This window comes from Leclercia sp. LSNIH1 (assembly GCF_002902985.1).
Classification (GTDB): domain Bacteria; phylum Pseudomonadota; class Gammaproteobacteria; order Enterobacterales; family Enterobacteriaceae; genus Enterobacter.
Window position 1 is genome coordinate 78,399 of the sequence record NZ_CP026170.1, and the last position, 14,860, is coordinate 93,258.

The 14,860-nt window shown below is 48.4% G+C and carries 14 protein-coding genes and 4 pseudogenes; 10 read left to right on the top strand and 8 right to left on the bottom strand.

All coding sequences use genetic code 11. The annotated features are described in order from the left end of the window. Positions 1 to 69: 69 nt before the first annotated feature. The 3 genes from C2U54_RS24855 (at position 70) to C2U54_RS24865 (ending at position 2,345) form a co-directional block, all read left to right on the top strand. A complete protein-coding gene (locus C2U54_RS24855; RefSeq protein ID WP_103181196.1) occupies positions 70 to 648 on the top strand; it encodes a recombinase family protein in 579 nt (192 codons plus the stop codon). Between the two features lie 175 nt (positions 649 to 823). After that, the gene (chrA, locus tag C2U54_RS24860) at positions 824 to 2,029 is read left to right on the top strand and encodes a chromate efflux transporter (RefSeq protein ID WP_004206572.1); all 1,206 of its coding nucleotides are present in this window, start codon (positions 824 to 826) and stop codon (positions 2,027 to 2,029) included. Positions 2,030 to 2,039: 10 nt separating this feature from the next. Beyond that, on the top strand, positions 2,040 to 2,345 hold the full coding sequence (locus C2U54_RS24865; protein WP_094484737.1) for a PadR family transcriptional regulator: 306 nt from the start codon (positions 2,040 to 2,042) through the stop codon (positions 2,343 to 2,345). Between the two features lie 128 nt (positions 2,346 to 2,473). Here the strand turns inward: C2U54_RS24865 and arsH are convergent, their stop codons facing one another. After that, the gene (arsH, locus tag C2U54_RS24870) at positions 2,474 to 3,172 is read right to left on the bottom strand and encodes an arsenical resistance protein ArsH (protein WP_016151343.1); all 699 of its coding nucleotides are present in this window, start codon (positions 3,170 to 3,172) and stop codon (positions 2,474 to 2,476) included. Between the two features lie 85 nt (positions 3,173 to 3,257). Here arsH and C2U54_RS24875 point away from each other — a divergent pair, with 85 nt between their 5' ends. Next, a complete protein-coding gene (locus C2U54_RS24875) occupies positions 3,258 to 3,578 on the top strand; it encodes a transcriptional regulator (RefSeq protein ID WP_004206577.1) in 321 nt (106 codons plus the stop codon). A 44-nt stretch (positions 3,579 to 3,622) separates the two neighbouring features. Beyond that, positions 3,623 to 4,912 (top strand): arsenic transporter, encoded by a 1,290-nt coding sequence (locus C2U54_RS24880; protein ID WP_047368891.1) that lies wholly within the window; start codon positions 3,623 to 3,625, stop codon positions 4,910 to 4,912. Positions 4,913 to 4,927: 15 nt separating this feature from the next. Here C2U54_RS24880 and C2U54_RS24885 read toward each other — a convergent pair. Then, positions 4,928 to 5,625 (bottom strand): IS1 family transposase gene (locus C2U54_RS24885; protein ID WP_223289738.1). Its coding sequence is split into 2 segments (ribosomal slippage): positions 4,928 to 5,376 and positions 5,376 to 5,625, totalling 699 coding nucleotides; the frame shifts between segments, so codons are not numbered across the junction. Positions 5,626 to 5,873: 248 nt separating this feature from the next. Here C2U54_RS24885 and C2U54_RS24890 point away from each other — a divergent pair. The 4 genes from C2U54_RS24890 to C2U54_RS24905 all read left to right on the top strand — a co-directional run bounded on the left by C2U54_RS24890 (position 5,874) and on the right by C2U54_RS24905 (position 11,222). Then, complete coding sequence (locus C2U54_RS24890; RefSeq protein ID WP_045332106.1) at positions 5,874 to 6,839, top strand: LacI family DNA-binding transcriptional regulator; 966 nt, start codon at positions 5,874 to 5,876, stop codon at positions 6,837 to 6,839. Positions 6,840 to 6,907: 68 nt separating this feature from the next. Continuing rightward, complete coding sequence (locus tag C2U54_RS24895) at positions 6,908 to 8,641, top strand: glycoside hydrolase family 13 protein (protein WP_062779822.1); 1,734 nt, start codon at positions 6,908 to 6,910, stop codon at positions 8,639 to 8,641. A 59-nt stretch (positions 8,642 to 8,700) separates the two neighbouring features. Next, positions 8,701 to 10,329, top strand: a complete 1,629-nt coding sequence (locus C2U54_RS24900; RefSeq protein ID WP_062779820.1) for a PTS transporter subunit IIBC — start codon at positions 8,701 to 8,703, stop codon at positions 10,327 to 10,329. Positions 10,330 to 10,415: 86 nt separating this feature from the next. Next, positions 10,416 to 11,222, top strand: coding sequence for an endonuclease/exonuclease/phosphatase family protein (locus C2U54_RS24905; RefSeq protein ID WP_045332110.1), 807 nt, complete (start codon positions 10,416 to 10,418; stop codon positions 11,220 to 11,222). Positions 11,223 to 11,258: 36 nt separating this feature from the next. On the opposite strand, the pseudogene C2U54_RS24910 reads toward C2U54_RS24905, so the two are convergent. The 5 genes and pseudogenes from C2U54_RS24910 to C2U54_RS24935 form a co-directional block, all read right to left on the bottom strand. After that, positions 11,259 to 11,477 (bottom strand): annotated as a pseudogene (locus tag C2U54_RS24910) (IS1 family transposase); the annotation flags it as partial. 32 nt (positions 11,478 to 11,509) lie between these two features. Next, a pseudogene (locus C2U54_RS24915) lies at positions 11,510 to 11,659 on the bottom strand (MerR family transcriptional regulator); the annotation flags it as partial. A 29-nt stretch (positions 11,660 to 11,688) separates the two neighbouring features. Next, complete coding sequence (locus C2U54_RS24925) at positions 11,689 to 12,393, bottom strand: IS6-like element IS26 family transposase (protein ID WP_001067855.1); 705 nt, start codon at positions 12,391 to 12,393, stop codon at positions 11,689 to 11,691. Positions 12,394 to 12,456: 63 nt separating this feature from the next. Continuing rightward, positions 12,457 to 12,900: pseudogene (locus C2U54_RS24930) on the bottom strand (GNAT family N-acetyltransferase); the annotation flags it as partial. 75 nt (positions 12,901 to 12,975) lie between these two features. Continuing rightward, positions 12,976 to 13,560 (bottom strand): annotated as a pseudogene (locus C2U54_RS24935) (efflux RND transporter permease subunit); the annotation flags it as partial. Between C2U54_RS24935 and C2U54_RS24945 the strand changes: the two are divergent. Beyond that, a complete protein-coding gene (locus tag C2U54_RS24945; protein ID WP_001067855.1) occupies positions 13,543 to 14,247 on the top strand; it encodes an IS6-like element IS26 family transposase in 705 nt (234 codons plus the stop codon). The pseudogene C2U54_RS24935 and the gene C2U54_RS24945 overlap by 18 nt on opposite strands. A 149-nt stretch (positions 14,248 to 14,396) precedes the next feature. Here C2U54_RS24945 and cadR read toward each other — a convergent pair whose 3' ends face one another. Beyond that, the gene (gene cadR, locus C2U54_RS24955; RefSeq protein WP_003804130.1) at positions 14,397 to 14,837 is read right to left on the bottom strand and encodes a Cd(II)/Pb(II)-responsive transcriptional regulator; all 441 of its coding nucleotides are present in this window, start codon (positions 14,835 to 14,837) and stop codon (positions 14,397 to 14,399) included. Positions 14,838 to 14,860: the final 23 nt, after the last annotated feature.

Genomic DNA, 14,860 nt, shown 5'->3' on the forward strand with positions numbered 1-14,860 from the left:
GAAAGTCAGCGAAATTTGTTTCGTACATACGTTATAATTCGGACGTCCATTTCGTACGGAAAGTTTCCTATGTCACGAGTTTTTGCTTACTGCCGGGTTTCGACTCTTGAGCAAACCACCGAGAATCAGCGAAGGGAAATTGAAGCGGCGGGTTTTGCCATCAGACCCCAGCGACTGATTGAGGAACATATAAGTGGTTCGGTTGCTGCCAGCGAACGTCCCGGATTTATCCGGCTGTTTGATCGCATGGAAAATGGTGATGTGCTGATAGTCACCAAGCTGGATCGTCTTGGGCGTAATGCCATGGATATCAGAAAAACTGTTGAGCAACTGGCTTCGTCAGATATTCGTGTTCACTGCCTGGCGCTCGGAGGTGTTGATTTGACCAGCGCTGCCGGGAGAATGACGATGCAGGTGATTTCAGCTGTGGCTGAGTTTGAGAGGGATCTGCTGATTGAACGCACACATTCAGGGATTTCTCGGGCAAGATCAGCCGGGAAACGCTTCGGTCGTCCGCCCATCTTGAGCGAGGAGCAAAAAAAAATAGTGTCAGAGCGCCTTAATTCCGGGGCCAGTATCAGTGCGGTTGCCAGAGAATTTAATACCACCCGGCAAACCATACTCCGGGTAAAAGCAGGACAGCAATAATACTGAATGTGAATAAAGCCCATAACTGGCCAGGCAGTTGAAACTGTTCTTGAAGTAAACATCTGGAAAGCATGAAACATCATTCTATCCACAGGGAGCAGTGGCTATTATAATCGAATTTCGATAACGAAATTCGATTATAATAGCCAATAAAACCAGCAATCAGGATCTGACCATGAACGATACTGCCAGGAATGATCACAGCCCCTGGGCTGTCTTTCTGATTTTCTTCCGACTTGGCCTGACATCCTTCGGCGGCCCAATTGCCCATCTGGGTTACTTCCGCGATGAGTTTGTGACGCGACGGCAGTGGTTGACCGAGCGCAGCTATGCAGATTTGGTCGCTCTGTGCCAGTTCCTTCCGGGACCAGCAAGCAGTCAGGTTGGTATAGCGCTCGGGCTGTCCCGGGCCGGTTATACCGGGGCGCTGGCAGCATGGGCCGGCTTCACGCTACCGTCAGCAGTTGCACTGATCCTGTTTGCGCTGGGGATGACCAGTTACGGGGATGTGATGCCCTCTGGTGTATTGCATGGGCTGAAAGTGGTAGCCGTTGCGGTGGTCGCGCAAGCTGTATGGGGCATGGCCCGAAATCTTTGCCCGGATATACCGCGTATTACTGTCATGGCAGTGGCAACCTGCTTTGTGCTTCTTGTGCCATCGGCCTGGGGACAGGTGGGAGTAATCGTCACTGCGGCTGTCACTGGCATGTTACTGTTCAAACCTCAGCAGACGACGGTACATGATCCGCTGCCCGTTTCAATACGGCGTCGCGTCGGATTGTTCTGGCTCACGCTGTTCTTTGTGCTACTGACAGGGTTACCATTGCTGACGGCGATATTCCCAAATCCGACGCTGTTAATGGTAGAAACTTTCTACCGGACCGGATCACTGGTTTTTGGTGGCGGGCATGTCGTGCTGCCATTACTGCAGACTGAAGTCGTTCCTTCTGGCTGGGTCAGCACTGATACATTCCTGGCTGGCTACGGCGCTGCCCAGGCCGTTCCTGGACCGTTGTTCACTTTTGCAGCCTTTCTCGGGGCTTCGATGAACCAGGTGCCTTCTGGCTGGTTGGGTGGTCTGGTTTGTCTGCTGGCAATTTTCGCACCGTCCTTCCTTCTGATTGTGGGAGCATTGCCGTTCTGGGAAAGTCTGCGCCGCAATATCCGTACACAAGCAGCGTTGCAGGGTATTAATGCAGCCGTAGTTGGCCTTCTGCTGGCAGCTCTCTATCAACCAGTATGGACGAGCGCAGTTCTCGCTCCGCAAGATTTCGGCCTTGCCCTTGTGGCACTGGTCGCTCTGATGTTCTGGAAACTGCCGCCGTGGCTGGTCGTAGTGAGTTGCGGTGTTGCGGGTTGGTTGTTGAGTTTAGCACTGTGAGGTTCCGGGCGTGACCGACAAAGATCTTTACGGCGGGATGATCCGTTTGCACATCCTGCATCATGCAGCCAAAGAACCCGTCTTTGGTCTGGGCATCATTGAGGAATTGCGACACCACGGTTATCAACTCAGCCCGGGTACCCTGTATCCGATGCTGCACGGTATGGAAAAGAAGGGGTATCTCACTTCACGACATGTTCAGGCCGGTCGACGAATCCGGCGAGTATATGAAATCACCGGACAAGGGCACATAGCGCTAACGGACGCCAGAAACAGGGTGAAAGAGCTGTTCGGTGAACTTGTTGAAGGCAAATGATATGCCTATGGTTTTAGTCCGGTCTGCCGTCTTCTGAAAACGACAGACACATGTAAGATTATCCGCTGCCTGGCAGAAGGAGACTTTGTGAAAACGCTCATGGTGTGTATTTATACGATCAGAAGGCGTTATATTTTTTCCTGATTGACGCGGTACGAAAGTTCCTGATGACTCTCTTTTCGTTCGCTGTAGCGATCTGCAAGGTAGCTGGTTTGTCCCCTGAGCAGCAACGTAATTTTAAACAACTCCTCTGCGACATCTACGATACGGTCGTACCATGAGGACGGCTTCATCCTTCCGTTCTCATCAAATTCCTGCCAGGCTTTCGCCACCGAGGACTGGTTGGGAATTGTGAACATCCGCATCCAGCGGCCCAGAATGCGCATCTGGTTCACGGCATTGAAGGACTGCGAACCGCCGCAAACCTGCATCACTGCAAGTGTCTTGCCCTGCGAAGGACGAACCGCGCCTTCACTCAACGGTATCCAGTCGATCTGCGCCTTCATCACCGCGCTCATAGCCCCGTGCCGTTCCGGCGAGCTCCACACCATCCCGTCACACCATCTGACCAGCCCGCGTAGCTCGGAGACTTTAGGGTGCGTATCCGGGGCATCATCCGGCAGGGGTAAACCGGAGGGGTTAAAGAATTTCACCTCCGCGCCCATCGCCGTCAGCAGGCGACCTGCTTCCTCCGCGGCAAAGCGACTGTAGGAGCGCTCCCTTACTGAGCCATACAGGATCAGAATCCGTGGGGGCTCCTGCAGGTGCAGACGTTCGGCAATATGTTGATCAAAACAGTCAGTATTCAGGGCTGGAAATTGTTCCATTTTTCTCCTCCGGAGAGAACAGGTGATTTTAAAGTTAATATATATGATCTAACATATGTGTATTCTAAAGGGAACGGAGTGAAAAATGCTACAACCTGTTCAGCTTTTCAAAATCCTGTCGGATGAAACACGGCTAGCCATCGTCATGCTTCTCCGGGAGTCCGGAGAATTGTGCGTCTGCGATATCTGCGTTGCCACCTCCGAATCGCAGCCCAAAATTTCGCGACATATGGCTATCCTTCGCGAGGCTGATCTGGTTCTTGACCGTCGGGAAGGCAAATGGATCCACTATCGTCTGTCACCCCATATTCCGGCGTGGGCAGCAGAGACAATCACGACGACCTGGCAGTGTCTGCGCGAGGATGTACGTGAATGGCTGGACAAATCAGCCTGCACCTCCTGCTGAGGCAGGAAAACATATTTACAAAATCATATATGATGGGGTCTGAGATGCTTTTGGCAGGGAGTATATTTTTACTGACGCTGGTACTGGTGATCTGGCAACCCAGAGGCCTGAGTATTGGCTGGAGCGCGAGTATCGGGGCTGTGCTGGCGCTGGGAACCGGTGTCATCCATATCGCTGATATTCCCGTTGTCTGGAATATCGTCTGGAACGCGACAGCGGCATTTATTGCGGTCATCATCATCAGCCTGCTGCTCGATGAGTCCGGCTTCTTTGAGTGGGCCGCACTGCACGTCTCCCGCTGGGGTAACGGACGTGGCCGCCTGCTGTTCACCTGGATAGTCTTGCTCGGTGCCGCTGTTGCTGCTTTGTTCGCCAATGATGGCGCCGCGCTGATCCTGACGCCGATTGTGATTGCGATGCTGCTCGCACTGGGGTTCAGCCAGGGCACGACACTGGCCTTTGTCATGGCTGCAGGATTTATTGCAGATACGGCCAGCCTGCCACTCATTGTTTCTAACCTGGTGAATATCGTCTCGGCGGACTTCTTCGATCTGGGCTTTACGCAGTACGCCTCCGTTATGATCCCCGTGGATGCGGCAGCGATTGCGGCCACGCTGATCATGCTGCATCTCTTCTTCCGCAGGGATATTCCGGCAACGTATGACGTTTCGCTGCTGAAGACGCCTGCCAGTGTGATAAAGGATGCGGCAACGTTCAGGGCGGGCTGGATTGTCCTGTTATTGCTGCTTGTCGGTTTCTTCGTTCTGGAGCCGCTGGGGATCCCTGTCAGCGCGATAGCAGCTGCTGGCGCAGCAGTACTGTTTATCGTGGCGAAAAGAGGTCATGGCATCAACACAGGGAAAGTCCTGCGCAGTGCGCCATGGCAGATCGTGATTTTTTCGCTGGGCATGTACCTGGTGGTCTATGGCCTGCGCAATGCCGGGCTCACGGAGTATCTGTCTGGTGTACTGAACCTGCTGGCAGAAAAGGGGTTATGGGCAGCAACGTTCGGCACCGGCTTCCTGACCGCGTTCCTGTCGTCGGTGATGAACAATATGCCGACGGTGCTGATTGGCGCGCTGTCGATTGACGGGAGTACGGCGACTGGCGTCGTCAAAGAGGCAATGATTTATGCCAACGTGATTGGCTGCGATTTAGGCCCGAAAATCACCCCGATTGGCAGTCTGGCAACCCTGCTTTGGCTGCATGTGCTTGCCCGGAAAAATATAACGATCACCTGGGGTTATTACTTCCGCACCGGCATTATCATGACTCTGCCCGTGCTGTTTGTCACTCTGGCCGCGCTGGCGTTGCGGCTTTCCATCACTTTGTAAGGTAATGACTCCAACTTACTGATAGTGTTTTATGTTCAGATAATGCCCGATGACCTTGTCATGCAGCTCCACCGATTTTGAGAACGACAGTGACTTCCGTCCAAGCCTTGCCAGATGTTGTCTCAGATTCAGGTTATGTCGCTCAATGCGCTGAGTGTAACGCTTGCTGATAACGTGCAGCTTTCCCTTCAGGCGTGATTCATACAGCGGCCAGCCATCCGTCATCCATACCACGACCTCAAAGGCCGACAGCAGGCTCAGAAGACGCTCCAGTGTGGCCAGAGTGCGTTCACCGAAGACGTGCGCCACAACCGTCCTCCGTATCCTGTCATACGCGTAAAACAGCCAGCGCTGACGTGATTTAGCACCGACGTAGCCCCACTGTTCGTCCATTTCAGCGCAGACAATCACATCACTGCCCGGTTGTATGCGCCAGGTTACCGACTGCGGCCTGAGTTTTTTAAGTGACGTAAAACCGTGTTGAGGCCAACGCCCATAATGCGTGCACTGGCGCGACATCCGACGCCATTCATGGCCATATCAATGATTTTCTGGTGCGTACCGGGCTGAGAGGCGGTGTAAGTGAACTGTAGTTGCCATGTTTTACGGCAATGAGAGCAGAGATAGCGCTGATGTCCGGCAGTGCTTTTGCCGTTACGCACCACGCCTTCAGTAGCGGAGCAGGAAGGACATCTGATGGAAATGGAAGCCACGCAAGCACCTTAAAATCACCATCATACACTAAATCAGTAAGTTGGCAGCATTACCGCTCGCTCCTTGGTCTTGAGTTCAGGTCTAAATCTTGTGAGTGAAAATTAAACACTCATACGTCCACCCAGTTTTATTTACTGTGTTGTTAGCCAATATATTGGATACTATGCCCAAGTGACTCAACTCTGAATTCTGTATCTTGAAGTCACTTGGAGATATGGCAATAGTGCATTATTGAAGGAAATAGGTAATGAGTAAAAAAATGACCATGGCTGAGATTTCAAGGCAGCTTGGAATTTCAACAATGACTGTGTCGCGTTACTTTAATGGCGGTTATGTCTCGGAAGAGAACCGCCTTAAAATTGATGCCATCGTCAAAGAGAGTCATTACACGCCTAATATATTTGCTCGCTCCATTCGTAGCCAATCCAATATTATTGGTTTCATCGCGCCTCGTATTGAGTCATATACGACCAGTTTAGTGATTAAAGGGGCGCTGGCTGCTGCCAATGAATCACAAGTACGAATGCTGTTTCATGCCACAGGGTTTAACCATGAGTCAGAATGCCAAGCTGTGAGAGAGTTTAACGGCTTAAATGCATTGGGCACGATTATTATTGCGTCAAAGCACAGTGTCGAAGAGACTTTTTATCGAACCTTAGACAATGTGGTATTTATTGGCAAAAATACCCCCCACCATTGCTGTTTATATTACCCCGATCATGCAGCGATTAAAGCCCTCGTCTCCCACACCATCACTCAGTTAAAACAGCAGCAGGCACCGCTGGCTGCCGTACATTATATTTATGATGAGCGTATGCTTTCTAGCCGCACTAAGTTGATGCAAGCCACTATTACCGACACCGTCCCTGAGTTGAATTTATCACTACAAGCCCTAGCCAACTCGGAGGACAAAGCTGGCTATCAGGCCGTTCAATTACAGCCTAATCATGTCTACTTTTGTGCCACCGATAATATTGCCATTCGTTTATATCGTCGCGCCAAAGAACAGCAACTCAAGATCGGTCATAACGTATGGATTGTAGGCATGGGTGACTATGACTACAGCGATTTGTTAGTCCCGAGCCTGACGACTGTCGCTTTTAACTACTATCAAGTGGGCTACCAAGCTGTCAAAAAATTGCTCAAGCGCGATTTCAGTTCTGTTGAAGGCACATTCGACATAAAGATGAGAGAAAGCTCACAATTCCTCTGAAATTGTGTTGAGTCCAAATCGGTTCTACTTAACTATATATGTTAACGATAACACATATAGTATAACCGATGACACTCGCTCCTAATATGCACTCAAAACCACTCGCGTGGTGGAAGAAAGCAACCGCCTACCAAATTTATCCCCGTAGTTTTTATGATACAAACCAGGACGGTATTGGTGACATCAATGGCATCATTGCTAAGCTCGATTATCTTGCTGATTTGGGCATTGATTTAATATGGATTTGCCCATTCTATGCATCACCTAATGATGATAACGGGTACGATATTAGTGACTATCAAGCGATTCATCCTGACTTTGGAACCCTTGAGGATGTGGATGAACTAATCAGTGCTGCTCATAAACGTGGCATTCGCATTATTATGGATTTAGTGATCAACCACACTAGCGACGAGCACCCATGGTTCATTGAATCTCGAGATAACAAAAATAGCCCTAAGCGCGATTGGTATATTTGGCGTGATGGTTGTGAGCCTACCGCTGAAAAACCGACTTGCGACCCAAACAACTGGGAAAGTATTTTTCATGGCAGCGCATGGGAATATGATAAAAAAACTGCACAGTACTACTTGCACCTATTTTCAAAAAAACAACCTGATCTGAATTGGGAAAATCCTGAAGTTAAACAAGCACTATTTAAAATGATTTATTGGTGGTTGGAGCGTGGTATTGATGGCTTCCGTGTGGATGCAATTAGCCATATTCAGAAACAACCAGGTTTACCTTCTTTACCCAATCCAAAGGGTGAAAAGTATGTCTCTTCGTTTGATTATCATATGAATGTGGCAGGGATTGAAAAACATCTGCATGAGTTAAAAGAGCAGGCGTTTGATCCCTTTAACATAGTGACAGTTGGTGAGGCTAATGGGGTGACTGCCGACAATGCATTACTTTGGGTTGCCGAAGCGACCGAGCACGATCAAGGCGGTGTTTTCAACATGATTTTTCAGTTTGAACACATGAAGCTATGGTCGGAAGAACAAAGCAACGTGCCTTTAGATCTAGTGGAGTTCAAACGCATTTTATCGCGTTGGCAAGATGCATTAGAAGGTAAAGGCTGGAATGCGCTTTATTTAGAAAACCACGATCAAGCTCGTAGCATTGATACTTTTGCCGACCCTACCTCTAGGTATGCCAGTGCTACCGCGTTAGCGAGTTGTTATTTCTTGATGAAAGGAACTCCGTTTATTTATCAGGGCCAAGAGATTGGTATGGTAAATCATCAGTTTACTTCTCTTGATGAATTTAATGATGTGTCTGCTAGAAATTTAATTCAAAAGCTATCTCAACAAGGTCAAAGCGATGCAGACATCTTAGCCTTGTTAAATCAAGTATCTCGCGACCACAGTCGCTTGCCAATGCAATGGAATGCGCAGGATTTTGCCGGTTTTTCTGAGGTGCAACCTTGGTTCTCCGTCAATCAACAGTACGCAGATATCAATGTTGAGCAACAACAGAAAGATCCAAATTCGATTTTGAGTTTCTATAAGCAGCTGATTGCTCTGCGTAAGTCAAATGTAAGTTTAGTGGTTGGCCGCTATCAATTGCTGCTACCTAACGACCCTAATATCTATGCTTATCAACGTGTTGCACAAGATATGACATGGACCATTATTACCAATTTAAGTCCACAAGAGAGCATCGTTGATATCGACCGCATGCAATTAGGCGAGTTAATGCTTGATAATCAGAATGTCAACAATGAACACGTTCGCTCAGATTTTATAGCGACGCAAATTGCCCCACCTTATGCTGCGTATATATTTGCAAGAAAGCACTAAATTATATTTATCGCAGGGCCTTGATAAGGCTACCCTGCATTTAAACCAAGGAATCATTTATGAGTCAGTTACTATCTTTTGATTTTTGGCAACGATTTGGGAAATCCCTTATCGTTGTTATCGCGGTGATGCCAGCCGCTGGTATCATGATATCACTCGGTAAAGTTGTCGCAATGTATGCTGGTGGTATTGGTGCCATTGAAACACTAGGCGCTATTATGGAAAACATAGGCTGGGGGATCATAGTTAATCTTCACCTATTATTTGCTGTCGCTATTGGTGGATCATGGGCTAAAGAACGTGCAGGAGGAGCATTTGCCGCGCTGATCGCCTTCATCTTAATTAACCGTATCACTGGGGTTATATTAGGCGTGGATAACGCTATGCTCAGTGATCCCGAGGCGGTTGTGATGAGCCTATTTGGTTCTGAGCTACCTGTCTCTCAATTCTTCACTAATATTTTGGGTGCTCCTGCTCTAAATATGGGTGTGTTTATCGGTATTATGTCTGGCTATTTAGGTGCCAACTTATTTAACCGTTATCATGACTTCGCTCGCTTACCTCAGGCATTAGCATTTTTCAACGGTAAGCGTTTTGTACCTTTTGTTGTTATTTTCTATTCGATGATTATTGCGTTTGCTTTATCAATCGTATGGCCTTTAATTCAAGGTGCGCTTAATGATTTTGGTCAATGGATTGCAACCTCTAAAGACACTGCGCCGATCACTGCTCCTTTCTTGTATGGTACGTTAGAGCGCTTATTACTGCCATTTGGTTTACACCACACTTTAACTATTCCAATGAATTACACCGAGTTGGGTGGTACTTATGAGCTTTTAACAGGGGTGAATGCGGGGGCAAGTGTTTATGGTCAAGATCCACTATGGCTTGCTTGGGTTAGCGATTTAAATAATCTTAAATTAAGCGATCCGACAACTTACCAACATCTATTAGATACGGTGCATCCAGCACGTTTTAAAGCGGGCCAAGTTATTATCGCAGCGTCTTCATTGATTGGTATTGGACTTGCGATGTATCACTGTGTTGATAGTGATAAGCGCGCACAATACAAGCCAATGTTTTTATCTGCGTGTCTTGCTGTGTTATTAACCGGTGTGACAGAGCCTATTGAATTCATGTTTATGTTTATTGCTCCTGTTTTGTATGTTGCGCATGCGGTATTAACAGGGATTGCATTTGCGTTGGTCGATGTGATGGACCTACGTATACATGCCTTTGGTTTGATTGAGTTACTCACTCGTATACCTATGATGGTTTCAGCGGGAATCGGTGGTGATTTGGTTCGCTTCGCATTGGTTTCTATTGTTTTCTTTGGTGTTAACTATGGATTATTCCGTGTGCTCATTGTCAAATTTAAATTGCCAACACCGGGCCGTATGGGTAACTACCTCGATGAAAGTTCAGAATCCATGTCAGAAGATGAGAAGATGGACATTATTATTCAGAATTTAGGTGGCCGTGCCAATATTGTTGAGATTGATGCTTGTATGACTCGCTTGCGCATTACAGTTAATGACCCGCAGTTGGTTGCTGAATATGCATTATGGAAGCCGACAGGAGCACTTGGTGCTGTAATTAAAGAACAGGGAGTACAAGTTATTTATGGTCCAGGAGTGGATGTCATTAAATCTAGATTAGTTGAGAAGTTTTCAGCACAACCTGCGTAATTCATTCTCTACCCTAGATAAAATAACCTCGAGAAACGCAGCCTTGAGCTGCGTTTAACTCGCTACAATGAATAAGTGAATAATAAATGAAGTTAATGACGCTAAATACCCATAGTTGGCAAGAAGAGAAACAACTAGAAAAGTTGGATGTGGTAGCGCAAGCCATTATCGAGCAAGGGTGCGATGTCGTTGCATTACAGGAAGTGAATCAACATCAAAATAGCCCGGCTGTTGATGCCAATATATTAACTAATCACACCGTGCTCGCTGATAACTATGGATATTTATTACAGAAAAAACTCATGGAATACGGCTATCACTACCAACTTACATGGGATTTCGTTCATCAAAGTTATGACGTATATCAAGAGGGACTGGCATTCTTGACGCGACTGCCGATTGTCGAGCATGAGGTCATTGACCTAAGTGATAACTATGATGTGAACTTTTGGAAACATAGGCGAGCAGTGCGTATTAAGGTCACTTCTCAACGAGGTGATTTCAATCTTTATAATTGTCATTGCGGCTGGTGGAGTGACTCAGAGAGCTCATTTGAGGACCAGTTCAACAGAATAAAGGCAACATTATCAACAGAGTTGAGCTTTCTATTAGGCGATTTCAACAACCCAAGCCATATACGCAATGAAGGTTATGATTATGTATTACAGTGCGGTTTGATAGATTGTTATGAAATAGCAGAAATAAAAGACTCCGGAACTACTGTAATTAAAAATATTGACGGTTGGGAACAAAATAGCCAAGCGCTACGCATTGATTTGGTTCTTAGTAATCAACCGATGGTGGTAAAGCAGCATCAGGTGATTTTTAATAACGATTTTTATCCGGTTGTATCGGATCACTTTGGGGTTCTGGTGGAAGTAGACATTATTTAATGTTTATTCATAGACTAAACCGGTAATGACTCCAACTTACTGATAGTGTTTTATGTTCAGATAATGCCCGATGACCTTGTCATGCAGCTCCACCGATTTTGAGAACGACAGTGACTTCCGTCCCAGCCTTGCCAGATGTTGTCTCAGATTCAGGTTATGTCGCTCAATGCGCTGAGTGTAACGCTTGCTGATAACGTGCAGCTTTCCCTTCAGGCGTGATTCATACAGCGGCCAGCCATCCGTCATCCATACCAGGGGTCGTCTCAGAATTCGGAAAATAAAGCACGCTAAGGCGTAGTCACCCCGTGACTCCCCCGCGCCGATGCAGCGAGCTTCGTTCCGTCTTGCAGTGACGCAATCAGCGGGCAGGAAACGTTCCCTTTCCGCGCATGGCAGGCGCACACCAGTTCAGACGGCACTGTTGCAAAGTTAGCGATGAGGCAGCCTTTTGTCTTATTCAAAGGCCTTACATTTCAAAAACTCTGCTTACCAGGCGCATTTCGCCCAGGGGATCACCATAATAAAATGCTGAGGCCTGGCCTTTGCGTAGTGCACGCATCACCTCAATACCTTTGATGGTGGCGTAAGCCGTCTTCATGGATTTAAATCCCAGCGTGGCGCCGATTATCCGTTTCAGTTTGCCATGATCGCATTCAATCACGTTGTTCCGGTACTTAATCTGTCGGTGTTCAACGTCAGACGGGCACCGGCCTTCGCGTTTGAGCAGAGCAAGCGCGCGACCATAGGCGGGCGCTTTATCCGTGTTGATGAATCGCGGGATCTGCCACTTCTTCACGTTGTTGAGGATTTTACCCAGAAACCGGTATGCAGCTTTGCTGTTACGACGGGAGGAGAGATAAAAATCGACAGTGCGGCCCCGGCTGTCGACGGCCCGGTACAGATACGCCCAGCGGCCATTGACCTTCACGTAGGTTTCATCCATGTGCCACGGGCAAAGATCGGAAGGGTTACGCCAGTACCAGCGCAGCCGTTTTTCCATTTCAGGCGCATAACGCTGAACCCAGCGGTAAATCGTGGAGTGATCGACATTCACTCCGCGTTCAGCCAGCATCTCCTGCAGCTCACGGTAACTGATGCCGTATTTGCAGTACCAGCGTACGGCCCACAGAATGATGTCACGCTGAAAATGCCGGCCTTTGAATGGGTTCATGTGCAGCTCCATCAGCAAAAGGGGATGATAAGTTTATCACCACCGACTATTTGCAACAGTGCCAAAACAACCTTCATGCCGCATATGCAAACGTTCACAGAGTTTTTGAGAGGCCAGATTGTAAACTTCTACCCAGGCATACAAACGCCTGGCATCTTTTACTTTAAATAAATAATCAAATAGTGCAGCAACTGACTCGCTCGCATATCCCTGACGTTCATAACGTTGATTAAAATGCCAGCCCACTGACCATGTATTGCTGTCTGGCTCGTCGCTATTGTCCGCAAAAAAATGTCCGATTAACGTATCAGTTTCTTTTAGACAAACGGCAAACTGCGCTGGGTCCGTGGCTCGTTTAGCCACGTCGCTCTCCGCCTCGGCTAGCGAATGTAACTTTTCATCATTAAAGCAAGGAGCACGTGGTGAAGAGAGGTAATCGAAAAGTGCTGCCGCATCCTCTGCCTTAAAAGGGCGAATGATTAACCTTTGAGTGACAATGATGTTCATAATGTCCTTGATAATGTTATGCCTGCCAGTTCAGCAAGAAACCTGCTTTAAACTGGCCGGGACACAGGGCAGAGATTAGCCGTTCCGGCTATTCCCAGGTCTGCCTTTTCGCATGCCAGTAAATCGGGTGATCGCCACGAAAAATACCGGAACAAAGAAAATGGCCAGTAGCGTTCCGCTAATCATCCCGCCGAATACACCGGTGCCAATCGCATGCTGCGTGCTGTCGCTGGCTCCACTGGCGAGCATCAGCGGAACAACACCTAATGTGAAAGCCAGAGAAGTCATGAGTATTGGCCGCAAGCGCTGCTTTGCTGCCATCAATGTCGCATCAATAAGGCTCTTTCCTTCATTCATCAATTGTCTCGCGAACTCGATAATCAAAATCGCATTCTTGGCGGAAAGTCCAATCAGGGTTATCAGGCCCACTTTGAAAAAGACGTCATTCGTCATATTCGTAACGGATACGGCGAGCACAGCGCCAAGCAGCCCCAGAGGAACAACGAGTATGACCGCGAAGGGAACGGACCAGCTTTCGTAAAGCGCAGCCAGCACCATGAATACCACCAGTACCGAGAGGGCACTGTTGCAAATAGTCGGTGGTGATAAACTTATCATCCCCTTTTGCTGATGGAGCTGCACATGAACCCATTCAAAGGCCGGCATTTTCAGCGTGACATCATTCTGTGGGCCGTACGCTGGTACTGCAAATACGGCATCAGTTACCGTGAGCTGCAGGAGATGCTGGCTGAACGCGGAGTGAATGTCGATCACTCCACGATTTACCGCTGGGTTCAGCGTTATGCGCCTGAAATGGAAAAACGGCTGCGCTGGTACTGGCGTAACCCTTCCGATCTTTGCCCGTGGCACATGGATGAAACCTACGTGAAGGTCAATGGCCGCTGGGCGTATCTGTACCGGGCCGTCGACAGCCGGGGCCGCACTGTCGATTTTTATCTCTCCTCCCGTCGTAACAGCAAAGCTGCATACCGGTTTCTGGGTAAAATCCTCAACAACGTGAAGAAGTGGCAGATCCCGCGATTCATCAACACGGATAAAGCGCCCGCCTATGGTCGCGCGCTTGCTCTGCTCAAACGCGAAGGCCGGTGCCCGTCTGACGTTGAACACCGACAGATTAAGTACCGGAACAACGTGATTGAATGCGATCATGGCAAACTGAAACGGATAATCGGCGCCACGCTGGGATTTAAATCCATGAAGACGGCTTACGCCACCATCAAAGGTATTGAGGTGATGCGTGCACTACGCAAAGGCCAGGCCTCAGCATTTTATTATGGTGATCCCCTGGGCGAAATGCGCCTGGTAAGCAGAGTTTTTGAAATGTAAGGCCTTTGAATAAGACAAAAGGCTGCCTCATCGCTAACTTTGCAACAGTGCCGTTGTTTTAAAGAGTTTGTCGCCTTTGAAAACGAGGATGGTAAGGCAAGATAGGGGTCGCCTCAGAAAACGGAAAATAAAGCACGCTAAGCCCTTACTTACCCAGATGTTTGACTGTTCGTGGCACTTTCACCATGGCAATTGCAATTGCCCAACCCTTGCAAAATGCCGCACGCCTCTACAGATCGAGAGCCAGAACACTTCTCGCGCAAATCAACCAAGTGCCGTTTTAACTGCAACAGCGCGGACACACGCATTTCCACCTGTTGAATATGGGCCTCCAGCAGCGTGTTGACCTCCCCACAGTCCTGCATCGGGTTGTCTCGCAGACCCAGCAATGCGCGAATCTCGCTCAACGTCATGTCGAGCGAACGGCAATGACGGATGAATTGCAAGCGCTCAATGTGCGCCTCACCGTACAGCCGGAAGTTGCCACCGCTTCGCGCTGGCTTCGGCAGTAGCCCTTCCTTCTCGTAGTAGCGGATGGTCACGACCTCGCACCCAGAGCGCTTGGCGAGGTCGCCAATTCTGATTTCCATGCATCAATCTCCAATTATCACTT